The organism is Ignavibacteriales bacterium (assembly GCA_016709155.1).
GTDB lineage: Bacteria > Bacteroidota > Ignavibacteria > Ignavibacteriales > Ignavibacteriaceae > JADJEI01.
The window spans coordinates 585,958-612,335 of the sequence record JADJEI010000013.1 but is presented as its reverse complement, the minus strand read 5'-3'; the positions used below and the strand labels follow the sequence as shown (position 1 = coordinate 612,335).

General features: G+C 33.7%; 41 protein-coding genes. 7 read left to right on the top strand and 34 right to left on the bottom strand.

The genetic code is table 11. From position 1 onward, the window contains the following. Positions 1-3: 3 nt before the first annotated feature. From IPH11_16165 to IPH11_16120, 10 genes are all read right to left on the bottom strand, one after another. The gene (locus IPH11_16165) at positions 4-675 is read right to left on the bottom strand and encodes an ABC transporter ATP-binding protein (protein ID MBK6915119.1); all 672 of its coding nucleotides are present in this window, start codon (positions 673-675) and stop codon (positions 4-6) included. Between the two features lie 47 nt (positions 676-722). After that, entirely contained in the window at positions 723-1,904 is a 1,182-nt protein-coding gene (locus IPH11_16160) for an efflux RND transporter periplasmic adaptor subunit (GenBank protein ID MBK6915118.1), read from the bottom strand. A gap of 124 nt (positions 1,905-2,028) precedes the next feature. After that, entirely contained in the window at positions 2,029-2,385 is a 357-nt protein-coding gene (locus tag IPH11_16155; protein ID MBK6915117.1) for a hypothetical protein, read from the bottom strand. After that, positions 2,367-2,927, bottom strand: a complete 561-nt coding sequence (locus IPH11_16150) for a hypothetical protein (protein MBK6915116.1) — start codon at positions 2,925-2,927, stop codon at positions 2,367-2,369. The genes IPH11_16155 and IPH11_16150 overlap by 19 nt, the downstream gene beginning before the upstream one ends. A gap of 8 nt (positions 2,928-2,935) precedes the next feature. Then, positions 2,936-3,676: a hypothetical protein gene (locus tag IPH11_16145; GenBank protein ID MBK6915115.1), complete on the bottom strand. Its 741-nt coding sequence runs from the start codon at positions 3,674-3,676 to the stop codon at positions 2,936-2,938. A gap of 135 nt (positions 3,677-3,811) precedes the next feature. Next, positions 3,812-4,270, bottom strand: coding sequence for a hypothetical protein (locus tag IPH11_16140; protein ID MBK6915114.1), 459 nt, complete (start codon positions 4,268-4,270; stop codon positions 3,812-3,814). After that, entirely contained in the window at positions 4,227-4,871 is a 645-nt protein-coding gene (locus IPH11_16135; GenBank protein MBK6915113.1) for a hypothetical protein, read from the bottom strand. Before IPH11_16135 ends, IPH11_16140 begins: the two co-directional genes overlap by 44 nt. Next, on the bottom strand, positions 4,847-5,830 hold the full coding sequence (locus IPH11_16130; GenBank protein ID MBK6915112.1) for a hypothetical protein: 984 nt from the start codon (positions 5,828-5,830) through the stop codon (positions 4,847-4,849). The genes IPH11_16135 and IPH11_16130 overlap by 25 nt, the downstream gene beginning before the upstream one ends. A gap of 63 nt (positions 5,831-5,893) precedes the next feature. Then, on the bottom strand, positions 5,894-6,631 hold the full coding sequence (locus tag IPH11_16125) for a hypothetical protein (GenBank protein MBK6915111.1): 738 nt from the start codon (positions 6,629-6,631) through the stop codon (positions 5,894-5,896). Continuing rightward, on the bottom strand, positions 6,628-7,071 hold the full coding sequence (locus IPH11_16120) for a hypothetical protein (protein MBK6915110.1): 444 nt from the start codon (positions 7,069-7,071) through the stop codon (positions 6,628-6,630). The genes IPH11_16125 and IPH11_16120 overlap by 4 nt, the downstream gene beginning before the upstream one ends. Before the next feature lie 299 nt (positions 7,072-7,370). Between IPH11_16120 and IPH11_16115 the strand changes: the two genes are divergently transcribed. The 3 genes from IPH11_16115 to IPH11_16105 all read left to right on the top strand — a co-directional run bounded on the left by IPH11_16115 (position 7,371) and on the right by IPH11_16105 (position 9,250). Beyond that, positions 7,371-8,084 (top strand): outer membrane lipoprotein-sorting protein, encoded by a 714-nt coding sequence (locus IPH11_16115; GenBank protein MBK6915109.1) that lies wholly within the window; start codon positions 7,371-7,373, stop codon positions 8,082-8,084. Between the two features lie 256 nt (positions 8,085-8,340). After that, positions 8,341-8,574: a response regulator gene (locus tag IPH11_16110; GenBank protein MBK6915108.1), complete on the top strand. Its 234-nt coding sequence runs from the start codon at positions 8,341-8,343 to the stop codon at positions 8,572-8,574. A 97-nt stretch (positions 8,575-8,671) separates the two neighbouring features. Further along, positions 8,672-9,250, top strand: a complete 579-nt coding sequence (locus tag IPH11_16105) for an ATP-binding protein (GenBank protein ID MBK6915107.1) — start codon at positions 8,672-8,674, stop codon at positions 9,248-9,250. Positions 9,251-9,433: 183 nt separating this feature from the next. Here the strand turns inward: IPH11_16105 and IPH11_16100 are convergent, their stop codons facing one another. Together IPH11_16100 and IPH11_16095 are read right to left on the bottom strand one after the other, a co-directional pair. Next, a complete protein-coding gene (locus IPH11_16100; protein ID MBK6915106.1) occupies positions 9,434-9,736 on the bottom strand; it encodes a hypothetical protein in 303 nt (100 codons plus the stop codon). Positions 9,737-9,750: 14 nt separating this feature from the next. After that, entirely contained in the window at positions 9,751-9,951 is a 201-nt protein-coding gene (locus tag IPH11_16095; GenBank protein ID MBK6915105.1) for a PIG-L family deacetylase, read from the bottom strand. A gap of 657 nt (positions 9,952-10,608) precedes the next feature. On the opposite strand from IPH11_16095, the gene IPH11_16090 reads away from it, so the two are divergent. The 4 genes from IPH11_16090 (at position 10,609) to IPH11_16075 (ending at position 12,809) form a co-directional block, all read left to right on the top strand. Beyond that, entirely contained in the window at positions 10,609-11,043 is a 435-nt protein-coding gene (locus IPH11_16090) for a hypothetical protein (protein MBK6915104.1), read from the top strand. A 38-nt stretch (positions 11,044-11,081) separates the two neighbouring features. Continuing rightward, entirely contained in the window at positions 11,082-11,429 is a 348-nt protein-coding gene (locus IPH11_16085; protein ID MBK6915103.1) for a hypothetical protein, read from the top strand. Positions 11,430-11,674: 245 nt separating this feature from the next. Then, positions 11,675-12,088 carry a hypothetical protein gene (locus tag IPH11_16080; GenBank protein ID MBK6915102.1) on the top strand — a complete coding sequence of 138 codons (414 nt, stop codon included), beginning with the start codon at positions 11,675-11,677 and terminating at the stop codon, positions 12,086-12,088. Between the two features lie 4 nt (positions 12,089-12,092). After that, positions 12,093-12,809: a hypothetical protein gene (locus IPH11_16075; GenBank protein ID MBK6915101.1), complete on the top strand. Its 717-nt coding sequence runs from the start codon at positions 12,093-12,095 to the stop codon at positions 12,807-12,809. Between the two features lie 68 nt (positions 12,810-12,877). Here the strand turns inward: IPH11_16075 and IPH11_16070 are convergent, their stop codons facing one another. The 22 genes from IPH11_16070 to IPH11_15965 all read right to left on the bottom strand — a co-directional run bounded on the left by IPH11_16070 (position 12,878) and on the right by IPH11_15965 (position 26,273). Beyond that, positions 12,878-13,414 (bottom strand): hypothetical protein, encoded by a 537-nt coding sequence (locus tag IPH11_16070; GenBank protein ID MBK6915100.1) that lies wholly within the window; start codon positions 13,412-13,414, stop codon positions 12,878-12,880. Further along, complete coding sequence (locus tag IPH11_16065; GenBank protein ID MBK6915099.1) at positions 13,386-13,868, bottom strand: hypothetical protein; 483 nt, start codon at positions 13,866-13,868, stop codon at positions 13,386-13,388. The genes IPH11_16070 and IPH11_16065 overlap by 29 nt, the downstream gene beginning before the upstream one ends. A gap of 209 nt (positions 13,869-14,077) precedes the next feature. Further along, positions 14,078-14,221: a hypothetical protein gene (locus tag IPH11_16060; protein MBK6915098.1), complete on the bottom strand. Its 144-nt coding sequence runs from the start codon at positions 14,219-14,221 to the stop codon at positions 14,078-14,080. A 33-nt stretch (positions 14,222-14,254) separates the two neighbouring features. Beyond that, complete coding sequence (locus tag IPH11_16055) at positions 14,255-15,163, bottom strand: T9SS type A sorting domain-containing protein (protein ID MBK6915097.1); 909 nt, start codon at positions 15,161-15,163, stop codon at positions 14,255-14,257. 4 nt (positions 15,164-15,167) lie between these two features. Beyond that, positions 15,168-16,520, bottom strand: coding sequence for a hypothetical protein (locus tag IPH11_16050; GenBank protein MBK6915096.1), 1,353 nt, complete (start codon positions 16,518-16,520; stop codon positions 15,168-15,170). Positions 16,521-16,561: 41 nt separating this feature from the next. Continuing rightward, complete coding sequence (locus IPH11_16045; protein ID MBK6915095.1) at positions 16,562-16,975, bottom strand: hypothetical protein; 414 nt, start codon at positions 16,973-16,975, stop codon at positions 16,562-16,564. Positions 16,976-16,994: 19 nt separating this feature from the next. Continuing rightward, the gene (locus IPH11_16040) at positions 16,995-17,816 is read right to left on the bottom strand and encodes a hypothetical protein (GenBank protein MBK6915094.1); all 822 of its coding nucleotides are present in this window, start codon (positions 17,814-17,816) and stop codon (positions 16,995-16,997) included. Further along, positions 17,788-18,012: a hypothetical protein gene (locus IPH11_16035; protein MBK6915093.1), complete on the bottom strand. Its 225-nt coding sequence runs from the start codon at positions 18,010-18,012 to the stop codon at positions 17,788-17,790. The genes IPH11_16040 and IPH11_16035 overlap by 29 nt, the downstream gene beginning before the upstream one ends. 140 nt (positions 18,013-18,152) lie before the next feature. Beyond that, positions 18,153-18,455, bottom strand: coding sequence for a hypothetical protein (locus IPH11_16030; protein ID MBK6915092.1), 303 nt, complete (start codon positions 18,453-18,455; stop codon positions 18,153-18,155). Positions 18,456-18,588: 133 nt separating this feature from the next. Continuing rightward, positions 18,589-18,870, bottom strand: coding sequence for a hypothetical protein (locus tag IPH11_16025; GenBank protein MBK6915091.1), 282 nt, complete (start codon positions 18,868-18,870; stop codon positions 18,589-18,591). 218 nt (positions 18,871-19,088) lie between these two features. Then, positions 19,089-19,316, bottom strand: a complete 228-nt coding sequence (locus tag IPH11_16020) for a hypothetical protein (GenBank protein ID MBK6915090.1) — start codon at positions 19,314-19,316, stop codon at positions 19,089-19,091. Between the two features lie 5 nt (positions 19,317-19,321). Continuing rightward, positions 19,322-19,678: a WecB/TagA/CpsF family glycosyltransferase gene (locus tag IPH11_16015; protein MBK6915089.1), complete on the bottom strand. Its 357-nt coding sequence runs from the start codon at positions 19,676-19,678 to the stop codon at positions 19,322-19,324. A 24-nt stretch (positions 19,679-19,702) separates the two neighbouring features. Beyond that, positions 19,703-19,888, bottom strand: coding sequence for a hypothetical protein (locus IPH11_16010; GenBank protein ID MBK6915088.1), 186 nt, complete (start codon positions 19,886-19,888; stop codon positions 19,703-19,705). 157 nt (positions 19,889-20,045) lie between these two features. Beyond that, complete coding sequence (locus IPH11_16005; protein MBK6915087.1) at positions 20,046-21,047, bottom strand: glycosyltransferase; 1,002 nt, start codon at positions 21,045-21,047, stop codon at positions 20,046-20,048. Positions 21,048-21,105: 58 nt separating this feature from the next. Continuing rightward, positions 21,106-21,354, bottom strand: a complete 249-nt coding sequence (locus IPH11_16000; GenBank protein ID MBK6915086.1) for a hypothetical protein — start codon at positions 21,352-21,354, stop codon at positions 21,106-21,108. A gap of 81 nt (positions 21,355-21,435) precedes the next feature. Beyond that, positions 21,436-21,900, bottom strand: a complete 465-nt coding sequence (locus tag IPH11_15995; GenBank protein MBK6915085.1) for a glycosyltransferase — start codon at positions 21,898-21,900, stop codon at positions 21,436-21,438. 13 nt (positions 21,901-21,913) lie between these two features. Then, complete coding sequence (locus IPH11_15990; protein ID MBK6915084.1) at positions 21,914-22,807, bottom strand: glycosyltransferase family 4 protein; 894 nt, start codon at positions 22,805-22,807, stop codon at positions 21,914-21,916. Between the two features lie 11 nt (positions 22,808-22,818). After that, on the bottom strand, positions 22,819-23,022 hold the full coding sequence (locus tag IPH11_15985; protein MBK6915083.1) for a hypothetical protein: 204 nt from the start codon (positions 23,020-23,022) through the stop codon (positions 22,819-22,821). A gap of 314 nt (positions 23,023-23,336) precedes the next feature. After that, the gene (locus IPH11_15980) at positions 23,337-23,657 is read right to left on the bottom strand and encodes a hypothetical protein (GenBank protein MBK6915082.1); all 321 of its coding nucleotides are present in this window, start codon (positions 23,655-23,657) and stop codon (positions 23,337-23,339) included. Between the two features lie 16 nt (positions 23,658-23,673). Further along, positions 23,674-24,024, bottom strand: coding sequence for a glycosyltransferase (locus IPH11_15975; GenBank protein ID MBK6915081.1), 351 nt, complete (start codon positions 24,022-24,024; stop codon positions 23,674-23,676). Positions 24,025-24,043: 19 nt separating this feature from the next. Further along, entirely contained in the window at positions 24,044-25,135 is a 1,092-nt protein-coding gene (gene glf / locus IPH11_15970) for a UDP-galactopyranose mutase (GenBank protein ID MBK6915080.1), read from the bottom strand. A 154-nt stretch (positions 25,136-25,289) separates the two neighbouring features. After that, positions 25,290-26,273, bottom strand: coding sequence for a flippase (locus tag IPH11_15965; GenBank protein MBK6915079.1), 984 nt, complete (start codon positions 26,271-26,273; stop codon positions 25,290-25,292). Between the last annotated feature and the right edge of the window lie 105 nt (positions 26,274-26,378).

The window sequence follows — 26,378 nt, the reverse complement described above, 5'->3', positions numbered from 1 at the left end:
CTCCTAAACTAAGTCGCCTTTTTCGAGATGCCGGATTAATTTAGCACGTTCTGCAGCGTGTGGATCGTGAGTAACCATTATAATTGTCTTATTAAATTCGTTATTCAATCGTTCCATAATAGTTAGAATTTCTTCTGCCGAATGCCTGTCAAGATCGCCGGTTGGTTCATCAGCAACAATAATCAAAGGATCGGTTACTATCGCTCTTGCAATTGCTACACGCTGTTCTTGACCGCCTGAAAGCTGCTTTGGATAATGGGTCATTCTATCCCCCAGCCCTACAATTTTTAGGGCAGTTTCAGCTTGTTTTTTTCTTTCGTTTTTATTCAGCTTAGTCAGCAGAAGAGGCAGCTCGACATTTTCAAATGCAGTGAGGACGGGAATCAGGTTATAAAACTGAAAAATAAATCCGACATTGTTCGCTCTCCATTTTGCAAGCGCTGATTCACTAAGCTTTGTTATGTCTGTACCGTTTATCGAAACACTCCCCTTTGATGGTTTATCAATTCCACCAATCATATTGAGCAAAGTTGTTTTGCCCGAACCGGAAGGACCCATCAAGGCAAGAAATTCGTTTTGAGAAACTTCAATTGAAATATTATTCAGAACAGGAATTTCAAGACCGTTACGCCAATATGATTTAGACACATTCTGAACATTAATTAATGTTGACATTCATTCTCCAACTATTTTTTTATTTTCAATTACCATTCGATATTAAATTATTCCGGTGTAGACACTGATACGCCATCAAATATTTTGTCATTTAATTCATTAATAATTTTATCGCCGGCTTGCAAGCCCGAAGTCACTTCCATGTAACTTCCAAGAGTCTCGCCTAACTTAACTTCAAACTTTTTTGCCTTATCATTGACAATTCTAAAAATATACTTCTTAGTGTCTTCTTCCAGAACTGCAGAAGAAGGAATCACCAGTAATGGCTTTTGGTTAATAAATGCAGTATCCAAAGGTTCCGTGTAAAATGAAACTTTTGCACTCATCTCAGGCAGAACCCTGCTGTCATAATTTTTAAATCCGACTTTAACTAACACAGTGGCTTTGGAACGATCAGCAGTAGGAACAATTTTGAAAACAAAGCCTTGATAACTTTTTTCAGGATACGCATCAAGTATAATTTCACAATCCTGATTGATTAAAATTCTCTCGATATTAGATTCTGAAACATCCGTCTCAACTAACAGCGAATTCATATCGGCAATAGTTACTACTGCTGTTTTAGAAGTTGTACTTCCGCCGAATGGAGCCACTATTTCCCCCACCTCTGCATTTTTAGTTAATACCGTTCCATCGAATGGGGCCCGTATCAAAGTATTTTCAAGAGCAACATCGTATTGCTTTATACGAGCTTTTGCAACCTCGATTGAAGCAAGCAAACGGTTATAATTTGCCTCGGTCTGCTCCAATGATTGCTGGGTGCTTAACCCCTTTGCAAATAATTCTTTCTCACGGTTCAATAAATTATTAGCATTTTGCAAATCAGCTTCGTACAATTTTAAATTTGCTTTAGCTTCTTCAAGCTGCGCAAGTATATCATCGTTCTCAAGTTTGCCGATGATCTGCCCCTTCTTAACCTGATCACCTTCAACAACGCCAAGATAAATTAATCTTCCCGTACCCTTTGAAGCAATTGCTGCTTTACGCTGTGCTACAACGTAACCACTTGCGTTTAGAGAGGCAGTAGTTTGTCCAGGTTTTTGAAGAAAAGCAGTTGTTAAATTAACTTCAACCGAAGGATGAAAAAAAGTAGTAAATAAAAAGTATAGGATTATTAATGCTAAAACTAATCCGCCGGCGACGAATATTTTTTTTCTGCCGGAGTTATTCTCACCATTATCCGAACGATCAATTTTTAATGATGAAAGATCTACGTTTTTTGATTCCATTTTTGTCTAAGTAATAATTTAAGATTTAAGCGATGGTAAAATATCAAAGAGAACTTCACCTACCAAAATCGGAGTGATGAACGGCACTAACTAGAATATTCTCAATTGCAATCAAAATTATTTTTTACTTTGCCCATAAACCCAACAAGGAAAGTTTGACTCTATTTATACCTATAGTGTCTAAGATTTGAATTACCTCAGCCAAAGCTTCAACTTCAAAAAATACATTTACTGTTTCCCTATATTTTGTTCGCTCTGAATTTTTTATTAGTACTATTCCCTGCTTATCCAGAAGAGGATAAGCTTGATTTTTATAATAGAAAGCTGCACTATCTCCACCCACAATAAAATCGACCTTATCAGTATATCCATATTGTGCTGTTAATGGCAGAAAGTTAAATTCCTGCGGCTGGATAGGAACCATTCCTAATTCATAATCAAAAATTACTTGTTCATCATCTCTTATTTTTTGAAGCCCCATGTATCTAATCCCTGCCAGGTGCCCTCCAAACATCCGTAGCTTTTAGGGAAAGATATAAACAGATGATCATACAAAGTGATCTCATTCCAGTCAGGCATTCTATAACAGTCATTGACTTTCAATCTAATTTTTATCGAATCAGTATTATCAATAGTATGATGAAGTGTATCAACCCACGAAGTATAAACCCACAATTTTTTCCCTGGTTTATATGCAAACATATCAATCATAACAACAGGGAAATCTTCTTCATACGGGAAAGAAAAGTTAAATAACCCATTCTCGGTGAGTGTCTGATAATCTATCCAATCGTCATTAGCGATTACTAATGAGTCGTTAATATAGATCAAACTGTCTGAGATTCCAGAATCTTTGAACCCAACGATCACGGAATCAATAATTGAATCATCCTCAGCAGAGGTTACTACTCCCTTTATTGAATAGGTTTGATTTAATAATACTTGTTCGTTACTGCATCCAATATTTATAATGTTGAAGATTAAAATGGTCAATGCAATTAAGTTGGATCTCTTGTTTTTCATAATTCCGCTCACTTTTTAAAGTTGTAATAAAAAGTAAAGTAGTCAGATAATTTTCCGACAGAAAAAAATGCTTTCCCGAATATAAAATCACTAGTGTCCCAATTTTGAATTTTAATCATACCAGTGTAAAGTGTATCAATATAACGCTGTCCAGTATCATCCAAATCATTCCTGATGTAATATATAAATTCGGGAAGACTATTAGCGCCATGATTAACAAATTTTATATCCATTGTACGAAAATAAACTGGATAATAAAAAAATGATAGATTTAGAGTGATTGTATCACCGTTTACATAACTCTCCCAAGGTATTGGTTCGTTTGATCCATATACATAAATACTTGTGTCTCGAGGTTGAATCGGTTGGTCGAGGTTATACCAAACAACATTAGCGCCCCAAGGATTATAACTTTCATTTATTGTAAGTACTGGAGTAATTACTTCGTAATTAATCAAGAATACTCCGGAACGTGGCCCGAATGGAACAGTAAAATAAGTAAGCCCATCATCGAAACTATCACTGCGAGCATGGAAATCCTCAGCTTGTTGCAACCAGTATACGCTAACCAATGAGTCGCGAATAGTATATTTGATCCCGAGGGTTGAGCCCACCAACACTGTATCCGGAAAGAATACTACAGTTGTATCTGATTTCTTTTCTGGTAATACCGGAATGAAATTAGCTCGCTGGTCACATCTGATAAATATGCTAGCGAGTATCATACTAATTATTATTTCATTTTTCATATTTATGGTTATGTTTTAATTATTCAATCCGAGCTTGTTAACTAAAAGTTATTCAATGAATTTTATTTGTATTTGAACTTCCTTATTTAAATTAAATATGATTTCGATCGGAGTCAATATCTAAGTTAATCCGATTTATTCCTTCCAATCCGGAACTCTTCCCGGGGTCCAGGGAGCGTTAAGGTTATCCATTTCGTTTTCAAGATTCTTTAAATCAATTTCTAAAATTTGTTTCAGCTGGTTTAATAACGGTTTGAATTCTTCAGAAGCAATTCTATAATTTTCTTTATACGTATTGGTTGGTGCAGAAGTGGTCTGCCACATTCCCCAGGTAACTTCCCCCAGCCTTCCGGCAATTGTTGGAGGTGTTGGTTCGTTACGCTTGCTTAAGGTTTCATCATCAACTAATAGTTTGAAAATATCACGACTTTTATCTGCAATTAGGTTCGCATCGTCAACTAACTTTTGCGGTGCTTTTGGAGTTTGTTTCAATGCAGTTTTAATAATTTCAATTTTTGATTTTAAATCATTTACAACTTCAATCGAAGCATCAACAACACGATTGAGTTCGGAAACTTTTTTGGAATGCAACAAGCTCGTTTCTATCTGCGATAGGCAACGTAACGTTGTTTAATACTTTCGCTTCAAACTCAACAAGACCAGCAACCTGCGTTAAGACTCCATCAATACTAATTGACATTGCGACTCTGTATTTACCGGGCATTACAGGATAACCGCTTGCATTTTCGTCGGTAGTTTTTTTAACAGGACTTGTTGAAGCGTAACGAAGGTCCCAGGTGAAGCGATTTATACCGGCAGAAACACTAGTCTTTAATTTTCGAATAACATTTCCGGCATCATCATAAATGGTGAATAACAAAAAAGGTTTTTCCTCCTTATCCTCGGCACGAAGTTCTTCCCACGTTGGATAATAAACCGGCTCATTTTTTTTAATTATATCTTTTTCCTTTTCCTGCCGCTGAACTCTTTTTGTTTTGGGAACATCTTTAATATAATAAGTAAAAGCTGCACCGAAGGGAGGGTTCTCCGCCTTGTAAAATCCGGAACCGTAAGAACCAAAAGTTGCACTCCGTTTTACAAACATCAAGGCATCTTTAACAGGAAAAAGCTTGTAGCCATCATCATTCAGAATCTTTTCAGAAACATCTCTTAATGGGGAATAATTATCGAGCACATAAAAACCCCTTCCGAAAGTTCCAAGCACAAGATCATTTTCTCTTTTTGAATATCAAGATCACGTACAGCTATTGTTGGTAAATTTCCTTTTAACTGAATCCATTTTTTCCCGCCATCGTTAGTAAAGAAAACTCCGTACTCTGTTCCGATAAAAAGCATTTCCGGTTTAATATGATCCTGTACAATTGCGTAAATAACTTGCGGTTCTTTCAAATCACCTGTTATTGATTCCCAGCTTTTACCGCGGTCTCGACTAATAAGTATGTAAGGTTTGAAATCTGCTAATTTATGGTTATCAAAAGAAGCATAAACCGTATTCGCATCATGCTGAGAGGCATACAAACAGCTTATGTAAGTGTTTTTAGGAATGCCGGGGAATGTTTCAATCTTTTCTCCAGTTTTTTCCCCATCCTCAGTTACTTGAATTAGTCCATCGTCTGTACCGGCGTATATTAATCCTTCAACCAGGGGTGATTCAGTAAGTGAGACAATATTACCGTAGAAAGATGTTGAGGCATTTTTTGCAACTGCGTCAACGCTCCAGATTTTATCCATGATAGGTAATTTATTTCTATCAATTTGAGCGGTTAAATCTTCACTTATAACCTGCCAGGTATCGCCGCGGTCATCGCTTCTAAATACTTTATTCGCTGCAGTATAAATTCTTGTTTTGCTGTGAGGGCTAACGATTAGGGGGGTGTCCCAGTTCCAGCGGTAAGGCGCATCATCTTTTTTTTCTTGCGGTTTAATGCTCAGCATTTCCCCGCTTTGCATGTCATAACGAGTCAATCCTCCGTACTGCCATTCACAATAAATTATATTTGAGTTAGAAGGATCTGCGACAGATTCATAACCGTCACCACCAACAAGAGGTATCCAATCGGCGTTCACAATACCTTCTTCGTTAATAGTTTGAGAAGGAACAATCATACTTGCATTATCTTGTGTTCCCCCCATCACTCTGTAAAATGGCTCGTAGTTATCAACACTAACTCTATAAAATTGTGTAATGGGAGATTATCAACGAAGCGCCAGTTCTTTTGCATGATCATAAGTGATGTAAATGCCGCCGTCGCAGCCAATCATAAAATTATTTGTGTTGTTTGGATTTATCCAAAAAGCATGATCATCAACGTGCCGCTTATTGTTTCCAATTGGTTGATAAGTTTTACCGCCGTCGGTTGTGTATGAAGAAAATGTATCAAGTATAAAAACCTTATCAGCCTCTAAAGGGTCGCAAAATATTTCAGAATAATATTGAGCACTTGAGACCACATAACTACCCATTTTTTCCCATGTTGCTCCGCGGTTAGTAGTGCGGAAGAAACCTCCCCCATCATTTGCAGCTTCAATAATTGCATAAACATAATCAGGATTAATTGGAGAGATTGCTAATCCAATTCTACCAACTTCACCGGAAGGCAAACCGTTAGTTAATTTGTTCCATGTTTTTCCTGCATCAGTGGATTTGTAAACTGCGCTTTCGGGACCGCCATTTAATAATGTCCATACGTGTCGTCTTCTTTGATAAGATGCAGCGTAAAGCACATCAGGATTACGAGGGTCCATCACGACATCTGTCACTCCCGTATTGGGGCTTATGTATAAAACAGAATCCCATGTGATACCATAATCGGTTGATTTAAATAAACCGCGATCACCGCCCGGACCCCATAGCGGACCTTGAGCAGCAACATAAATCACTTTAGCATCTCTCGGGTCAATTAATATTTTTGCAATGTGTTCGGATTTTTTCAATCCAATATTTTAAAACTTTTCCCGCCGTCTTCACTGCGATATATTCCATCCCCCAAGGATACGCTGCGCTGAGAATTATTTTCTCCGGTTCCAACATAAACAACATTTGTATTTGTCGGATCAATTGTAATACAGCCAATTGAGAACGAACCGTAATTATCGAATACCGGTTCCCACGTTGTTCCGAGGTTGGTTGTTTTCCAAACATTTCCGCAAGCTACTCCGACATAAAATTCATTGAAATTATTTGGATTAACTGCAAAGTCTGTTACTCTGCCCGAGGTGGAGGCAGAACCAAGCAAACGAAATTTCAAGCCGTTGAACGTGGAAGTTGAAAACTTATCCTTTGCAGCAGTCGTATCCCCATTTTGAGGAAAAGTAAAACCGTTGTGAATATTACTAAAACAAGTATAAGGGAAAATTTGAATCGCATAAATCACCCGATTAAATAGTTAATTAAAATATTTTTGATTTGATAAAAGCATAGATTTAACTACGTGAAAATTAGAGAAAATGTCTTCTTGTTACAATTAAATTATCACAAAGGATAAAGTTACTGATTGCTATCTTCAAAATATTTTTATAAGTTTTGGTCAACAATAAGGAGTTTGTTCGATGTGTGCTCGATATGCTCTTGTTTGTCTTGATTCTGCGCATTTATTTGTCTCCCCCTTTCTGCCGATAAAAATATTCACATTTGGTTTTGACATCAATCAATTATTCCTTTTCGGAGCATAAAATGAAAACAATATTTCTGTTTCTCATCGTTCTGCTTTTTAATTTATCTTTTATTATTCCACAAACGCTTGATGAAATAATAGACCTTCAGTTTGATGCTGTAAAACAGGACAAATTTAACAAAGTCCAAACTCTACAGTTGGAATATAAAATAAAATCCGGCAAGGATGAGGGAAGCTTGATCATCTTCCACAGAAGAAACAATCTGATGCGAATTGAAAAGCATACTGTTGAACAAAATTTGAATACATTAGTTAAGGATAAAGATGTTTTGCAATATGATTTGAATTCTAAAAGCATTATAGAAGTAAAACCTTATGAAAAAGATCAACTGATTTTTAAAGCTGATCTTGATGGATATTTTTTCTGTTATAAAGAAAAGCAGCACAACTTAGAATTAGTCGGAAAAGAAAAAGTAAACAAAAAAGATTTTTATCGAATCAAATGCACAAAACCAAATGGTGATGAATCAAATATTTATCTTGATGCGAAGACTTACCTGATTGACAGAATAATTCAAAGCCAGCAGGACGGAGAATTAATAATTGAAACTAAAACTCAATACTCCGATTACAAACTTTACAATGGCATTCCCTTTCCAAACAAGATTAGAACTGAGTGGGGCAACTTTAGTGAAGAATTAAAACTCTCGAAGATCGAGTTTGATTTAGCTTTTCCTGACAGCATTTTTAGTAAAGAATCTCTTTTGAAATAGAAGCAAAAAATATTTTATATTCAATACAAGAAATAAATTGCTTTTGGAAAATCTGTTCAATTTATTCATCTCTTTCAAAATATAGAATAAGTTTATATGCAAAAATTTTAATCGTTGAAGACGAAAAATTAATACGGGAGTCAATTGTTGAACTATTAACTGAAGAAGGATTTGAATGCTATCAAGCTGAAAATGGAAGGACAGGAATATCAGCAGCAAAAAATATCTGCCCGATTTAATTCTTTGTGATATTAAAATGCCTGGATTGAATGGTTATAATGTATTGCAGGAAGTAAGGAAGGATAACATTACCGCTTCTATTCCTCTGATATTTTTAAGTGCGCTCGCCGACAGCAAAGATGTACGAGCCGGAATGAATCTTGGCGCTGATGATTATATCGCAAAACCTTTTTTACCAGACGAACTGATAGCCTCTATAAAATCAAGGTTAAACAGAAACGAAGTCAGTCAACAAAAAATGAACAGATAAGAAGCAGTATTACAAAAGCTTCCGCATGAACTTCGCACACCACTTGTTTCTATCATTGGCTACTCGCAAATAATGATGGATAGATTTGCCGGTGATGATGAAATATGAAAATTTTGAATTTGCAAAATCTATTTATCAATCAGGTTTAAGATTAAATCATTTGATAAGAAATTTTATCACCTACACAAAACTCGAAATACTATCAAAAGATTCCGGCAAATTAAATTCTCCTTTCGTTCCTCTTAGCATATCTTTAATCAAAAGCATTGTTGAAAAAATTGCTGAACAGTATAACCGTGCATCAGATATTTCAATGAACTTGGAAAAATCAAATGTGGCTATTTCGCCGAATGATCTCTCGCTAATCATCGAAGAAATAGCTGATAATGCTTCTAAATTTTCATTAGCCGGCAGTCCGGTTGTTTTGAAAGGTTATAATGATAACAATAAGTATTACCTTATAATTTCGGATAAAGGGAGAGGATTTACCGCAGAGCAAATTTCGCAAATGGGTGCATATATTCAATTTGAAAGAGACAACTATGAACAGCAAGGGGCGGGGTTGGGGTTGATCATTTCGAAAAAGCTAACCGAAATGTACGGTGGTCAATTTTTAATAAATAGTATTTATGGAGAAAGAACAGAAATAATTATTGTACTTCCGTCAGCGCAATAAATTTATTAAGTCCAATTCAATTTTTTCTTCACAAAAGAACGGTTCGCCGTAATGCTTGCCGATTTGAAATCCATAAACTTTCCCTCGCTTCTACATAATCTAAAAATTCAGGTTTGCTAATAAATGTTTCGGGCTCTTTACTTTTCGCATCGTGAAATTGTGTTGAATAGCATTTAACGGCTTTCATCTTAGTTTCAAAAGTTGAACTAACATCAACAATAAAACTCGGGTCGAAAGTATAAGTCTGCATATAATAAAATAATTTTGAAGGTCTGAAGACTTCTGCGGAACTTCTCTATCAAAGGTTTTAATCTTCGCTAAGCCGGAGGCAAACATAGCTTCCTTTAATAAGTTTACTTGCATCAATATGATCAGGATGCCGGTCGTTGAAGTAAGGAGCGAAAATAATTTTGGTTTAAATTTTCTGATTGCCATTATTACTTTCATTAAATTTTCTTTATTGCGCTGAATATTTCCATCGGGCATTAAAAGGTTTTCTCTTAAGGCGGATTTAAGAACGATGGCAGCCTGAAAAGCTTCTCTTTGGCGGGTTTCGGCGGTCCCCATGCACCAAGCTCCCCCCTTGTTAAATCAATTATTCCAACTTTAAGATTCGAAGAAGTTAGTTTAGCGATGGTTCCGCCCATTGAGAGTTCAGCATCATCGGGATGCGCAGCAAAAACGAGTATGTGAAGATTCATAGCCTGATAGATTAGTAAATAATATTTTTTTTTGAAATAAACTTAGAGATTTTTCTTTTATCAAACCAAATTCATTTAAAGCAATTTTCTTGTCTATCAATATTTTAAAATTTGAAACAGATAAAATTTATTTAACGCTTCATATTATTTTTCATTTAACCAATAAATAATTATGTTAAACCCAATATCTAATCATCATTTATTAAATCCTCATAATTTAAAAGGAATGTCTTAATGAAAAGCTTTTTTACTTTGTGTGTTTGTATTGCTCACCTCAGCAATAGTTTTTCCCAGCCTTACACCTGGCAGCTTAAGCGATCAGGCACTAGCCCTCGGCGGACCAATTGATGTTGAATCAGCTAATTTCAATAACGTCTATTTTGGATCTGACAATAAAATTTAGCAAAGTACCGATCGCGGAGAAACATTTACTCAGATGGGAATAAACGTCTCTGGCGCAACAGAAATTAAAAACATTATTTTGAATGATCGAATTCCCGGGACAATGCTTGTCGCTATTGAGGCTTCCAAGTGATAAAATTCTTAAAACCACTGATTACGGTGCAAGCTGGAATATCGTTCTTGATGGTTTAAGTTTTTCCTTCTTTGGTATTCCTATGACACCCGGATCCAACACATCCCGACACTATTTACACAATGAGCAACAGCAATTTTATTCGCTCAACTGACTTTGGGACAACATGGACAACTATCTCAACATCTGTTGGAACTTCCACCCCCTGCGATATTGAAGTGTTTCCTGACACAAGTATTATTCTACTCGGTGACAACGGTACGGGAATTTTTCGCAGCACTGATTACGGTTTGACGTGGACAAGTGTTTTTAATACTTCCGGCGAAATTCCAACAATCGCTGTTGATTTAAGTGGTTCGGGTATAGCCTGGGCTACTAAATGGTCCGGCGGCGGCGGCTTTTTGAAATCAACTAACTTTGGACAGAGCTGGACATCACCTCCATTAGTTTTGGTAATTACCAGATTTTACATTGCGGATACTTCTACTGTTTTCGCTGCTCAGGGTGATGGACTGTACACAAATTATTTTCACCTTCATTCATTCCGGTTGAGCTAAGTTCATTCTCGGCTTCTGTAATTAATGATAATATTAATTTGAATTGGACAACTGCTACAGAAGTTAATAATCAAGGTTTTGAAATTGAACAAAGCAATGATGGTGTTGAGTTCACTAAGATCGGTTATGTGCCCGGATTTGGAACTTCAACCGAAGTTCATTCGTATTCATATTCGATTGAAAAATCCTTTACAGGTAAACAATATTTTAGACTTCGTCAGATAGATTTTGACGGCAAGTTTGAGTATTCTGATGTAGTTGAAGTTGATGCTGGAGTTCCAAGTATCTTTGAGCTTGCACAGAATTTCCCGAATCCGTTTAATCCTAACACTTCAATTAAATTTACTTTACCCGAAAAAAGCAGAGAAAAAATTTCTTGTCTATAATCTTTGGGGGCAAATTGTTTCTGAAATTACTAATGCAGATTTTCTGCTGGAATAAATGAAGTAAACTTTAAAACCGAAAATCTTTCGAGCGGAATTTATGTTTATCTTTTGGAAGCAACTGGAATAAACGGCAGTGTTTATTCTGCTTCAAGAAAAATGACATTGCTAAAATAATTTTAAGTTGAAAAAATAATTCATTATTGAGGATGCACATTGCTTCCCTCTTTTTTTTTCAAAGGAGTTAAATGAAAATAAATATTTTACTGATCGTTATCTTTTTTTCCCTTCTAATAATAGGAGGCGCTCCATATCCAACGGGCATAACCGGGGTTACAAAGTTAACCGGCGGTGCAGGTTGTGCTTGCCATAATTTTTCTCCCGAACCAACTGTTAGCGTTTGGTTTGAAGGTCCCGATTCAATTGAAGCCGGGCAAAGTGAAATTTTTAGAATTTATATTTCCGGCGGCGCTGCCGTAGAAGGCGGCTTCGATGTTGCCGCAATGTTTGGATACCTTGCACCTGTTGATGGTTCAGTCTGGATTTTGAATAATGAATTAACTCATACTCAGCCAAAAGCTTTTAGCAACGATACAGTCTATTGGGTTCAGCTATACCGCCCCCATCACTTTAGGATTCGATACACTTTATGCAGTTGGTAACAGTGTGAATGATGATGGAATTCCTAATTCATTTGACAAATGGAATTTTAGTGAAAATACTCCAATTCATATTGTTGAACATATAGTCCCAGTCGAACTAACATTCTTCACAGCAACAGCAGAGCTAAACTCCGTTTCGCTTAACTGGCAAACAGCAACGGAGACGAATAACAGCGGGTTTGAAATAGAAAGAAAACAAGTCGGCAGTCCTCAGTCTTCAGTCGGCAATCAGGACTGGAATCAAATTGCTTTCGTTCCCGGCTTCGGTACTACTGCTGAACCAAAGAGTTATTCTTTCACTGATGAAAATCTTTCTGCAGGAACTTATCAATACAGGTTAAAACAATTAGACTTTGATGGAAGTTTTGAATACTCAAACACAGTTGAAGTGGAAATAAATTCACCTACAGAATTTACATTGGAGCAGAATTATCCGAATCCATTTAATCCAACAACAAAAATAAAATACACCATCCCTTCTGTCACCCTGAGCTTGTCGAAGGGTGACATACCGGTTTCGTTAAAAGTATTTGATGTTTTAGGAAATGAAGTTGCAACACTTGTAAACGAACCACGGCAGCCCGGCAGTTATGAAGTTGAGTTTAATGTAGGACATGCTATCAGCCTGTCCAGCGGAGTGTACTACTACCAATTAAGAGTTTACCCCGTGAGCGGGGCTGTTAGTTTTGTTGAAACGAAGAAGATGATTTTGCTTCGCTGATTTAATTTTAATAATACTAGAAAATATGACATCCCGATTAACAGGATGTCATATTTTATTAATCAGAATTAATTTCCTCCGAACGAGAATGGATAAACAAACGAAACTCTCGGTTCAATTCTCTTCTGCGGCTCATAGGTAATGATGTTGTCGCCCGCATCTCTTATCGGAGCAAATGTCCAGCTATAAACCATTGATACAATCAAATAAGGCATGGGTTTATAGCCGAGTTCAAAAAATAAATAGGAACGGTCATCGAGTTTGAAAAGATCTGCTTCATCAATAATATTTATTTTGTCATACCCTGCCCTTGCAACTACCGGCGCTTCTTCGGGAGCCACTTCGGTCCACAAATGTAAAATGCCGCTTGTCGGGTAATCATCTAATCGCTGATAGCTTCCGAGTATGTTAAACATTCCAATCACATCAACACCAAGCTCACCATAAAAACCATTGCTTTGATTTCCTGCAGAAAGCAATTGCCCGGCTTTACTGATAACAGATCCGTTGTCTGCAAGATTAAATCTTTCAATCTCATAAAATGAATTAAAGTAAGAGGGCAGATAATGATCTCCATTAAATCTTCTTTCTAATTTTGCAAACAAGATTTACCAATCCAAGTCCATTAAGTTCCAAAATTGCACCGGCGGCTGATCCGCTTCCAAAATTAATGATCTTAGCAAAATCATAATAGATTGTCAGATCAGTCAGTGGTGTTCTGATGAGCGGGAGTCCTAAATCAAAACCGATAATACTTACCGCTCCTTCATCGGTTTGGGAAATAACTTCGTTGGTGGTGGTGGTGTACAAACCTGAAGTCACCCCTGCCCGTTCATGAAAATCACCTGCAAACGTTACGCCTGTTTCAAGTCCTCCGATAATTGGTATATCGCCAACCGAAGTGTATTGGAGGGGGCGAGCGTAACCTCTAATTCCAACAACTCCGGCTTCGCCAAATTTACTGTAAATAGATTCGAAGCCAAACTTGCCGAGATCTGCGTCAAGCACAAGTCCGACTTTTCTTGCATCAAAGGTGGGGCTGTTGTTGTACTGCATCATAATACTTCCGTGACCAAGTGTATAGTAATCAAGCGCTCCAAGTTTAATAAATAGTGGTTCATGCTTGGTGCCGTAACGGACATATCTGATTAAATGAGATAATCGGAAAATTCATTATAATTTTCCTTTCTAAGGTTTCCTTCCTGATCAATATCAAAATTGAGATCAAGTCCAACACCCCAGTTCATGAAGGATATTTCGACGAAAGCTTAATCTGTAATATAAATCCCATCTATATAATTTAAACCAAGCCCACCTGTGAGCATTCCTTCATTAGGCTGAGGATATTGGTTGAATTGAGCATTTACTGAAATACTCAATAATAATAAAAGCGATAGAAGAAATTTTTTCATTTTATTTTTTTCTATTTGTTATTGAATGTTTAATTAACGAACCAAAGCTAATTTTTGTGTAGTTGTTTCAATCTTTTGATCTTTTTTCATAATAACTTTGTAAAAATAAACTCCATTGGCAATTAAATCACCATCCTTATCACGACCATCCCAATAGATGCGATTAAAGTCATAGTTAAGCTCGGAAGGGGCTTTGGAAAATTCTTTAACCAGTCTGCCGGCAACAGTAAATATTTTAATTTTAAACTCATCCGGTATTTGTGTCAGCTTGAAAGTAAAAAAAGTTTCATCCGCAAAAGGGTTAGGGTAATTATAAACGTATAAAAGTTTCGCTTCGGAAGAAACGATGAAACGAATTTCGCTTGAAGCTGAGTCGGAAAAATTACCATTTAAATCTTTTGCAGCTATGCGCAGTAAATATTCACCATCACTTAATGTTGGATTGTATTCGGCTACAAATTTTGGATTGGAGGAGTTTGTAGTGAGTAAGAACTGAAGAATTGCCGCCATAATAAATAGGGATTTATTTAAATAAATTTTTGGAGAAGTTGTATCGGTTATCGGCAGCGGTGAATCGTCGCTTAAAGCAATTTTAATTTTAGGTTCACTCGAAACAAAGTCGCCATTTATCACTTCCGTATCATCAAATGTTATATAAATATCTGGAGGAACAATATCATTTTTAAAATAAAGAGTCTTAGCGAAGAAATTATTGTCCTCAAAATATTCTTCAACTTTCTTATCCGGATCAATAGTAATTACAAAACTTTTTTGTGTGTCGGTTGCGGCTGTTTGATAAATCACATTAAACTTCTTTCTGCTATTAGCAGGCAGAGTGCTAATTAATTCGTTTTGAATTACTGTAATGGAATTATCTTCATTTATTAATTCAACTTTCACATTAAAGTTTTCCGCATCAGCATCGCCGGATTGTAAATCCAAAAATTTAATTCTGCTGCACCACCTGCGAGAATACTATCTTCGACAAGGGAAACAACTTGAAAGTTTGTTCCCAATTCCGGCAAACCTGAATAGTTAATTCCGAGTGAATTAATCTCTGGTGAAACGCCCTCGGTTGTGCCGGTAAACTTGATTTGATTTTTATTTTGGGATAAGTTTTTGAATTAATAAAACTTAAATCCGCTGAACCGCTGCTTAGATTTAATACCGCAAGTGAATCCGAAGTTCCTGTACTATCAATACCAAAAACAGAATAAACTATATTTCCACCTGGAATATTTTGATCAACAAAAACATTTTGCCAACTGGTTGAAGGACCGAGTTCTGCGGTCTCAAATGTTCCATTCGTTCGCTGAACGACAAAATTAGAGTCTATAAAAATCAAACCATCGTATCTGCCGCGTAAAACTTCCAAAACATTCCCGGGGGTGGCGCCTTTTTTCCCAATTAGCGCCCAGGAACCGCGAAAAAAAGTTGCACCCGCTTCAAACCCGGCTGAGGTAACTGATATATTATCCAGACCTGGAGCGATGCTCAATTTTGAATTAGAAAAAGTTAAATCATTCAAAGATTGATTATTAAACGAAACAGAGTCTATCAATAAAAAATCGTTATCGCCGGAATTGAAAAAAGAAACCGTATTCGAATAAACAGAATTTGGATCATCTAATTTGTAACGGATAAAATATCTTTTATTCTGAAGTAATTGTGATAAATCTATTTTGGTTAAAAAGGAATCTGCAGGGATAGTAAATTCCTGATTGGTCTGGAAATCCTCAAATTCAGAAATCTGGTATTGAATATTAAAATTAGCAGCCTCAAAAGCTGAAGGATTCAGAATCTGCAAAGAGGTGATAGCCGGGTTTTCAATTCTATGTTTGAGCAAATCCCTCAAAGCAGAGGAGTAGATATAAAAATTAAAACTTACTGAATTATCATCTTCATAAATTTCTTCGATTTCATTTGAAGAATCCAGGTTTATGATTAAGGAATGCTGACCCGCTAAATTTTTTGTTTTCACCCAGATGTTTAAAGTGTCTTGAAAGGGGGGCAGCACTTTTTGTCCGCTAAATTCCTCAACTAAATTACCTAATGCAAAATGTTGAATCGAATAATTAAAACCCAATGTATCTTCAGTTCCAAAATTATTCATGATAATATTGATTAATGTGGAATCACTATAGTCATTAACAAATTGGTTTGTCAACAACACATCTGAATTGGAAATTTTTAAATTTGGCTGAGCCGGAATTTTTATTTTAATGGTCGGATCACCAATAAGACAATTTGTTGATGCAAAAATTTTATAAACTGTTGAAGTTCCAATTTCCTCAAACATTTTTAATTTGGAAGACAGATGGGCATCTCCAACCTCATTGTTCACCGAAGACAAAATATTTTCATAAAAAAATATTGGAACTGATAAGAAGTAGAAGTAAAACCAAGTGATGAATTCCCAACATAACCGATTGCCTGTCCATCATTTGTAAGAAGACAAAACCTTTCCCCAAAAGCTATAATATCCGGCTCGGCAAACTTATTGGTTGAGCATCCAAAATCTGTGATCAGCGGAGTTCTATCAACATTATTTTTCAATTGAATTGTTTCATTTATGCTGTTATCCCATGTTGCAGTACCGCTGTGCCCTAAGTACGAAATAAAAACACCTCCCTGATCAATTGCATTTGCAAATTGTTCAGGAGTATATGGTCCGAAATCACTCTGTGGATTTGTTGTTTTGTAAAAATGAGTGAACGATCCGGAAAGCGGAGGCGGTTGAACATAATTATTAATGACTTGATCATTCGTATTTTTAGTTGAGCAATCTCATCCGAAAATCGGACCTTCCGCCGGAAAAGAATAAATAATGCTTGTTCCACTCGTCAAACTTTGAATTGAAATTATTTTGAACTTTAGTCAAATAGTAATCAAGTTCTTCATTGGTGTTAACCGGTATTCTGCCAACTTTCAATTGCGGCAGAGGAAAAATTTGATCATCCCAAATTACAAACCAGTTATCGCTTACAGGGCTGCCAAATGAAGGGACATAATTTCCCCCACCAACAACTCCATCAGATTTAAACCGATATAGTTTATAATCATAGTCAGCATCGCCGATTAAAGTTAAATAGGCTGGTTTAGGTTCTATTCGTCTTTCATAAGTATCTATCAGAAATGATCTAATTGATTCAGGGGTAGGGTATCCGAATCCAAACTCATCAAATATATCCAGAACAAAAAATAAATTCGTTGAAAGGTCATACAAAACAGAAATTTCATTTACATAATTTGGGGCGCTCTGCAGAAACTTTTGATTGGTAATGGCAATATAGTCTGCTTGGGTATTGACAGACCTTAAGTTAACAAATTGCTTTTTATAATAGAAAACCGGTTTGCTCGTTTTAGATGTTGAAACAATAATGTATTTATCGCCACTGTGAACCGTATCTGTAAATAGTATTTGATTAGAAATGAGCTGATAGTTTTCCATCTTTTTAAGAAATGGTTTTACTTTATAAATCTCGAAATTACTGGACAAAGCATTCTGAATTTTCAACTTTAAACCTGTAATTACATCGTCTGATAATGCAAATAATAACTGATCATCATTTAGTTTTAAAGTGCGGGTATTCAACGTCGTACCAATCAACGGCGAGAAAATTTACAGTGGTACCATTCAAATAATTTTTTACATTTAATACATTGGGATTGGTCTGAAAGGAGTTTGTGTTTAATGAGCCGCTTAAAATAACCTGTTGATTTCTATCAACCGACTGCGAATCTAAAAGTACACTATTTACTTTCAATATTACTTGTTGAGCGTCTTCCACAATTTCAGAACCGCCGCTAACAGCTTTATAATAAAATTTAGCATTTTTATTTGGGACGGCATCAACTACATCGAAATTATAATTACTCGAAGTATTGCTGTAAAGCCATTCAGTTTGATGATAATACCAGGCTTTATTTTTCAGCCAGCCAGAGTTTGGTTTCTAAATTCATCCACATCTGCAGAGAATAATACTTTGTTGCTTTCTGTGTGTTCAAAATAATTGTAGTAATCAAGAGTATCTGTTAATCCGGCAGTAAAGGAATTTTGAATTGGTATTCTAAGTCCATCTTCAAATCCCCATGTCAAGAAGTAAAATGTAGTGTCTGTATATCTATTCAGATATTCATGATAATCAGCAGCGGGCGAATTAATAATTCGATAAGAAGAATCTGAATAATTCATTGTACCATAAAATTGGATATAATCTTCATCATCAAACACATTATCGTCTTCACCAAAAACGGTAATAGGAATTTCGTTACCTGATTCAATTAATCTGAAAGACTTTGGATTATAGAAGATGTGCTAATACCATTGGATTCTTAAATCTGATTTACTAATTCTGAATAGTCCATCAAGCAGTTCCAATTTTTAGATATTCTGCCGAATAATTTATCCAATCACCTGTAGCATCATTTGGTGAAAATTTATGAGCCGATTTAAATTTATCAGCGATTTCATAATTTAGAAAAGCTCTCTTAAAAATATCACGGTTTATATCCTGAGGAGAATTAATATTTTTATCTAAAGAAATCGGGTAATCACTTCCAAGTAAAACACTCAACCTCAGACTTTTAATTCTACTAATTTGATTAGAGGAAATATCGAATGAGTGCGAATAAATTTTAATCTGCACACAGTAATAATCACGGTACCAGCCGTAACCGATAATTTCGAGTTGAGAAATTTTCGGAGGTTCGATGACAGCATTTGAAAAGCTGACCTCTTCATAACCAAGTGTTGAATCATTTAGTGATTTTTACTTTTGGCTGAAGCGAAGGAATAACTGATTTAAATATTTCATATTGCTGATCTGTAATTTTTATTTCGGTTTTGAGTCAGGTGGAATAACAATTAAAATGTTTGGGAAGGAAGTTTAAACTTTCTCGTCTGAGAAGCGTCTGTAAAGTCATAGTAATATCTTAAAGCAACGAAGCCTGATTGTTTATCCTTATGAGCCGGTTCAACAAAGTTCAAATTTATTTCAAAACCGTTCGCTAAAACATTTAACTTATTCTGAGCAAAGATATTAAAGGATAGAAAAACAATACAAGCTGTATAAAAATATAAAAAGGTTTTCATTACAATTATCCGAATTTATTTAATGTCAATTTAAATCTAATTACTCTTAAAATAAATAGGGGAATTCCAATCAGGTATCTTTTCCAAAGGCGTTTGGGTTCATGAAAAAGCCTGTATATCCACTCAATTCCTTTATTGCGAAAACGAACTGGAATTCTTTTAGCAGTTCCGAAATAAAATTCAAAAAAATTACCAACACATAGAAATAACGAAGCGTTAATTGATCTTGACAACTTCTCTGCAACAATTTCTTGTTTCGGAACTCCCATACCAATAATTATAACATCGGGTTTAGCTGTTCTAATTTTTTCAATGACATTTTCAAATTCAGTATCAAGAAAAACCGTTATTATAACCGACAAAACTTTCAGAACAATTAAACTTAGTTACCAATTCCTTTGATTAAAATTACCCCCAAGTAAATAAAATCGTATTTCATTCTTTATAAAAAAGGATATTAATTCATCATTCAAATCAGAAGCATTAAATTGTTTAGCCTTTTTATTAAATATAAATCTATTTACCAAGTTCATACCGATACCATCGGCATAAACAATATATTTTTCATCCAATAGATTTTTATAAAGTTTATCATTTAAATAGACATTAAAACAATGCTGATTTAGGTAGGTAAGTAAAGTTTTTCTCTATTTTTAATAGAATTTTGACTAGTTTAATTACTTCATAGTCGGAAGAGATTAATTTTTCTATTATGTTTTTCACTAGTTTTCAATTATGATTAAGATTTTTATAAACACTCTCAAATTCATGCTGTATATTTTTTAAATCGAATCTTTTCCTAAATAAAAATTCTAGTTTTAATCTTAGTCTGTTATTTTTAAAAATTGAAATCAAATTTCCAGATAAATAACTAAGTATATAAGCAATGACAATTTTATGGTCAATATCTAGAAAATTTAGTGATCTCCAGTATTTCCTTGATTTATCTTTATCTCCATAAAAGAATTCACGCCACGCTTTTAATTTTATCTTATCTTTTTCACTGATTTCTAACAAAGAATTAATTTGATCAAAATAGTTCTCTTGAATAGAATATAGAACTAATTTTTTTTGGCTTTGATTTGAAGTAGTCAGAGATTGATTATGAAGTCTTACAAAATGTAAAGGACTATTTATAGCAATAAACTCACATTTTAAAAAAAGCCTCATCCAAAGATCGTAATCTTCATAGGCAACTAGTTTTTCATTATAACCTAAATTTTCTATAATAAATTTTTTGTAAAAAAAAGCAGAAGAATTATTTAAATGACCGTGAAGTAATATTTTGACTTTAAGTTCAGTTAAGTTTTTAGGACTAGTATTCACATAAACTATTTTATTGTTTGTAAAGTAAGCAGCATCACAAAACACTATTTGATTTTTGTTCTTTAGTTTTTCAATCTCTTTTTCAATTCTTTGTGGATGCGATATATCATCAGCATCCATTAAAGCAATAATTTCGTAACTAGATTGCTTAATAGCAAAATTTAAAGCTGCAGATCTTCCAACGTGATTAATCTTAAAAAATCTTATTCGACTATCATCAAACTTTCGGATAACAGAATCAGAGTTATCTGTTGAGCCGTCGTCTATAATTATGTACTCAAAATTCTTAAAGGTCTGATTTAGTATACTGTTAATAGCATCAGAAATATATTCTGAATAATTATAGTTAGTAGTTATAACTGAAATCATTATTTTATTGACCAAATCTTTTTCAAGTGAAACCAATAAAATTTATCCAATTTGATGACTACCCTCAAAAATGTTCCTAATAAGTGAAATAGTTTTACCAGAAAAATTTTATTCTACTTTGAGTTAATTTGAAAACATTAGTTGTCCATACCATAAATGGCTTAAATAACTTTAAATCAGTAAATGACTTTCCAGAGTAATGAATAATTTTTGCTTCAGGTAAAATCATGCACTTATAGTCAGCTTTTGATGCACGCCAGGCTAATTCAGTTTCTTCATAATTGAGAAAAAATCTTTCATCAAACAAGCCAATCTCTTCCAAAACGGTTCTACGAATGAACATGTTACAACCCATTACATATGGAACTTCTCTATTTTGATTTATAATCTTATGTTTTATCGATTGTCCCAGTTTCGGTATTTTTTAACAACAGTCCTTTAATACCAAATTGTTCGGAAATGATATCAAATAGATTTGGGAAATGACCATATGATTTTGATGGGGTTTGTATTCATCATAAAGCTGTGCACCAACACACCAAACAGACTCATTTCCTTGCTTTTCCATAAAATTATAGAATGTATTTAACCCATCGTTAAGTAAAACAGTATCAGGGTTAAGAAGAAAAATATATTTAGAATCGGTTAAGTTTATTCCAATATTATTTGCTGCTCCAAAACCCACATTTGATTGATTTTTAATTAACTTAATTATGGGAAAATTTTCCTCAATTAAATAATCTAGATTATCAGAAGAATTATTATCTAAAACTATAATTTCAAATAAGATGTTTATTGTCTGAATATTTATAGAGTTAATACATCTCTTTAAATATTCTTGAGAATTATAATTTATTATAACTATAGATACATCTGGATTTTTAGACATGATAAAATTTAACTTAATTTTTATCGAATAAAATTTCTCTATACAACAAAAAATATTTGTTTGCTATTTCTTTCCATGAATATTTAAGAAAAATTTTCTTTGCATTTTTAGAAATTGTTTCTACATCGAGTTCATTATTTAGAATTTTTTTAAAATTTTGTTCTAAGGCTTTTGGATTTATATAATCGTAAATAATTCCATTCTGTTCATTCTTAATTAAAATTTCATACCAACCAACTCGAAATAATACAATTAGGCCTGAAGCCATAGCTTCAAGACATATTATTGAAAAACTATCATAAATTGGGGATTTTAGTAATATGTGCTTATCCTTAAAAAAAACAGATAACTCAACATTTGTCATTGGTTTTATTACACTAATACTAAAATTAGTATCATATTCGACAGAAAAGTCATTTTCGTCAATAATGTATAATGCTATCTCAGATTTCTTAAATCTATTTAATACTTCAATGATTAAGTCTATTTTCCTTTCAATTCCTGATCTTACTCCATTAAAAAAAACTATTTTTAATGGTTTGGTAATATTCATAATTCGATCAGGGTCAAAAAAAACTTCGTCAATACCATTATTAATAATTTCTATCTTATTTTCATTAATTTTGTAATATTCTTTTGCTAGTTCAAAACAATATTCGGAAACAAAGATGAGTTTATATGATAATTTGAATAGGATATATTCAGCGATGCGATTCTTTAACTTTAATCCTTTATGAATTTTAACAAGTGACCTTATATTTTCGTATAAGAACACAGAATGAACTGTGTAAAGAATTTTTGCTCTAATTATCCAGTTCACTAAAAAACAAACAATAGAAAATCTTTCAAAAGTTAGAATATGAATCAACTGAGGTCTAAATTTTACCAAGAATAATATAATTCTCACCAAACCCATTTTTAAAATTTTATTTCCCTCTGAGAATTCCAAGTTTTCCAGTCCGAACAATTTTTCCAAATAGAATATTTCGACCCATCAAAAAAATATTCAATAAATACAGATTCAGTTTTATCCTGAAGTCCGGTAAAAATTCTTTTTGCTACTTTTTCTGGTCCATTAAGGATTTCCGATTGTTCATATCTTCCTAAAAATAAAATTTTCATAAATCATTAACTTTTAATTTAATCAGAAAATCATGAGGATAGCGAAATATTTATCGTTATTTGATGAGGTAATATAAAATTTCAAATAGCTTGTTAATAATTAGTGTAGGATTTTGATACCCTATTAAATATACCATCAATATAAGCTTTTAAGAAAAATAAAGCATTTTTCGGAGAAAAGTTATGTAAAGTCAGTTGTGAGAAAAATTGTGCTATTATAAATTTTATATTAAAAAACCTATAATCCTCTATTGATAAATAACCCAAATTCCTGAATAAAAAATATATCTTTTTATCTGGAATGTAATTAGTTACTATTTCTTTATTAAAAATCCAATATTAGTATCAAGTTTAAACCGCGGATGATAATGAATTGCACCAACAATTGTGATGTATTCCAGATTACAATTTTTTATTCTTCTTAAATACTCAAATTCATCTCCATAAATCCACATCTCTTTCCTTGGAAAGCCTATCATTTCAATTACTTTTTTACTTATTAGAACCCCATTGAAAATAGAAATCCAGTTATAAATTACACCATCTTTAAAATTCTCTACTACTTCTTTAAGTGACCAAGTAAACATTTGTTCTTTTGTGTTAGGATTAATTCCAATTGGGATTCGAAATGCCAAACTTTGGTGATTCAGTTTATCGACTACAATTGGTCCCTTTAACTTGTGCAATATGATGAGAACCTAAAAGATTTTCTAAAGCGTTGATTTCTGGTAAACCATCATCATCCATACACCATATCCAGTCAAATCCATTATTATATGCAGTTTTTATTCCTGTATAAAATCCACCCGCACCTCCAAGATTTTTCTGATTAATATGTGTGATATCTTCCTGACTATTTAGCCACTCGAATGTGCCATCAATACTATCATTATTAACAACGATGATTTTATCAAGCTTTTGTGTTTGATTCCTAATTGATTCTATACACTGTTTTAATAACTCAAGCCGATTATATGTAACAACTACTGCTGTTATCTTCAAAACCTATTTCTCCGCCACATTATAATTTGCTCTCTAAATTTGAACATAGTGCTACCACCTGATCCATATTATAATATTGGTATTCTGCGAGCCGACCACAAAAATGCACATTAGATAATTTTTCTGTTTCGGCTTTATATAAATGATACTTTCGCTTATTTTCTTCTGTAGGAACTGGATAAAATGGCTCTCCATCCTTTTCAGAAAATTCATAACTGATTGTTGTACTTTCAGATTTTTGAGCAGTTAGATATTTGTATTCTGTTACTCTTGTGTAATCAGTATTCGGTTCAACATAATTATAAACAGCAGCTTCTTGTAACTTCTCACTTTCATAGTTCCTAAACTCAAATCTTATCGATCTGTAAGGAAGTTTTCCAAATTTATAATCAAAGAAATAATCAATTGGTCCAGTGTAAATCATTTTATCAAACTTGACTGATTCTAAAATACTTTTATAATCTGTGTTTAAAATTACTTCTATGTTTTTATGATTCAATATTTTTTCAAACATTTTTGTGTAACCGTCTTTTGGCATAAACTGGTACTTATCTGTAAAGTATCTGCAATCATCATTTGTTCGTACCGGAATTCTGCCGCACACTGAAGGAGAAAGTTCTTTAGGTTCAAGATTCCATTGTTTCTTTGTGTAATGTTTAAAAAACTTTTCGAATAAATCTTTTCCAACTTGATTAACAATTATATCCTCTGAGTTTAGAATTGGAAATCTTTTTTCTCTTACGCTTTCAAAATAGATTTTTACTTCCTCTTCAGTTTTAAGATTTAAATTGTAAAGTTTATTTAATGTAATTCGGTTAATTGGAATTGGATAAAGTTCATTTCCAATCTTAGCTAATACTTTATGCTCGTATGGAATCCATTCGGTGAATTGAGATAAATAATCAAAAACTTCCTTGCTGTTTGTATGAAATATATGTGGCCCATAACGATGAACTAAAATACCGTATTCATCAAATTCATCGTAAGCATTACCGGCAATATGATTTCTTTTTTCAACAACTAAGACTTTTTTATTTAACTGCGAGGCTAATCTCTCAGCCATAACTGAACCAGCAAAACCGGCACCAACAATTAAGTAATCGTATTTCATACAACCAAAATTTTATTTTTCTTTATAAGAACAAAAAATAGAACAGTAACAAATATCTCTGTAAATAGCACAGAAATAGAAGTCCCGATTTCAAAATATTTTGGGACAAGAATAAAGGATAAAATTAGATTTATTACTGCAGCAAAAAATAATATCAACGCAAAGCTTTTTGCTTATTTAAAGGCAGCATTGTTTGTATACCAAGGACATTACTTAAGAATATGACCAATGGCAGCCATGCAATTATCTTTAAAACTAAAATTGAAGATTGATATTCATGTCCAAGTAAAATTTTCACAATCGGCTCGGCAAAATGAAATAAAAGTATTGAAATAAATGCACCTATTGTGAAAGCAATTTTCAGCAATTTTTTATTAAAATTAATAAACCGTTCATAAGATTCACTTAACAATTTATTCACAAATGGAAAAACACTTTGAGACATCGGCGAAAGAATTGATTGACAAGCCATTCTGATTTTATCTGCAGCAGAAAAATAACCCACCACGTTCAACGGGGCGAACAAACCAAGTATAAATATGTTCGATGTCGTATAAAGATTTATCGAAACTGTAGAAAGGAATAGGCTCAATCCATTTTTTAGCTGTGCTTTTATTAGTTCGGGAATTGGGAAAAAATATTTAATCTTTAATTTTTTAAATGCTAATCGAATTCCAACAACACCAATCGAAAACTGAGCAATAGTATTTAACGCTGCCAATTTTAAATAATCGCTTTCAGATTTTATCACAATAAAAATTAAAATGGTTATTATAATTCTTACAGATAAATTTATAGTTAAAATATACTTCATCCTTTCAACCCCCTGATAAAGCCAGGATGGAAACATTGTCGTTCCTAAAACACCAAGGAATGTTACAAAAAATAAAATCATATTTTCGTTGAAGAGTGGAATAAAAAAAACAACTATTAAAAATATTAATGAGGAAAGCAGAAAGAACAATATTTTAATGCTTATCACACTCGAAAATATTTCCGATACTTTTTGCTTGTCATCTCTGTTAATAGATATTTCCTGTGTAGCAGATAAGTTAAATCCATAATCTGTTAAGATCGTAAAATAACCGGTGAAAGCTGCGGCAAAATTTATTAGTCCGTATTTTTCTGGCCCAAGCACACGAACTAAATAAGGCAGCGTGATTAATGGAAATATGTAATTGGAAATTTGAAGAAGAGATAGTGAAGTAAAGTTTTAAATAAAACTTTGTTGGGTTCATTTATT

Bases quoted from the DNA above. Each gene is read 5' to 3' on its own strand.
- IPH11_16165 (MBK6915119.1), bottom strand. From the start codon at position 675: ATGTCAACATTAATTAATGTTCAGAATGTGTCTAAATCATATTGGCGT.
- IPH11_16160 (MBK6915118.1), bottom strand. From the start codon at position 1,904: ATGGAATCAAAAAACGTAGATCTTTCATCATTAAAAATTGATCGTTCG.
- IPH11_16155 (MBK6915117.1), bottom strand. From the start codon at position 2,385: ATGGGGCTTCAAAAAATAAGAGATGATGAACAAGTAATTTTTGATTAT.
- IPH11_16150 (MBK6915116.1), bottom strand. From the start codon at position 2,927: ATGAAAAACAAGAGATCCAACTTAATTGCATTGACCATTTTAATCTTC.
- IPH11_16145 (MBK6915115.1), bottom strand. From the start codon at position 3,676: ATGAAAAATGAAATAATAATTAGTATGATACTCGCTAGCATATTTATC.
- IPH11_16130 (MBK6915112.1), bottom strand. From the start codon at position 5,830: ATGGGGGGAACACAAGATAATGCAAGTATGATTGTTCCTTCTCAAACT.
- IPH11_16115 (MBK6915109.1), top strand. From the start codon at position 7,371: ATGAAAACAATATTTCTGTTTCTCATCGTTCTGCTTTTTAATTTATCT.
- IPH11_16110 (MBK6915108.1), top strand. From the start codon at position 8,341: ATGCCTGGATTGAATGGTTATAATGTATTGCAGGAAGTAAGGAAGGAT.
- IPH11_16105 (MBK6915107.1), top strand. From the start codon at position 8,672: ATGAAATATGAAAATTTTGAATTTGCAAAATCTATTTATCAATCAGGT.
- IPH11_16100 (MBK6915106.1), bottom strand. From the start codon at position 9,736: ATGCCCGATGGAAATATTCAGCGCAATAAAGAAAATTTAATGAAAGTA.
- IPH11_16095 (MBK6915105.1), bottom strand. From the start codon at position 9,951: ATGAATCTTCACATACTCGTTTTTGCTGCGCATCCCGATGATGCTGAA.
- IPH11_16090 (MBK6915104.1), top strand. From the start codon at position 10,609: ATGAGCAACAGCAATTTTATTCGCTCAACTGACTTTGGGACAACATGG.
- IPH11_16080 (MBK6915102.1), top strand. From the start codon at position 11,675: ATGAAAATAAATATTTTACTGATCGTTATCTTTTTTTCCCTTCTAATA.
- IPH11_16065 (MBK6915099.1), bottom strand. From the start codon at position 13,868: ATGATGCAGTACAACAACAGCCCCACCTTTGATGCAAGAAAAGTCGGA.
- IPH11_16060 (MBK6915098.1), bottom strand. From the start codon at position 14,221: ATGAAAAAATTTCTTCTATCGCTTTTATTATTATTGAGTATTTCAGTA.
- IPH11_16050 (MBK6915096.1), bottom strand. From the start codon at position 16,520: ATGTTTGAGGAAATTGGAACTTCAACAGTTTATAAAATTTTTGCATCA.
- IPH11_16020 (MBK6915090.1), bottom strand. From the start codon at position 19,316: ATGAAAACCTTTTTATATTTTTATACAGCTTGTATTGTTTTTCTATCC.
- IPH11_16000 (MBK6915086.1), bottom strand. From the start codon at position 21,354: ATGTTCATTCGTAGAACCGTTTTGGAAGAGATTGGCTTGTTTGATGAA.
- IPH11_15995 (MBK6915085.1), bottom strand. From the start codon at position 21,900: ATGTCTAAAAATCCAGATGTATCTATAGTTATAATAAATTATAATTCT.
- IPH11_15985 (MBK6915083.1), bottom strand. From the start codon at position 23,022: ATGAAAATTTTATTTTTAGGAAGATATGAACAATCGGAAATCCTTAAT.
- glf (MBK6915080.1), bottom strand. From the start codon at position 25,135: ATGAAATACGATTACTTAATTGTTGGTGCCGGTTTTGCTGGTTCAGTT.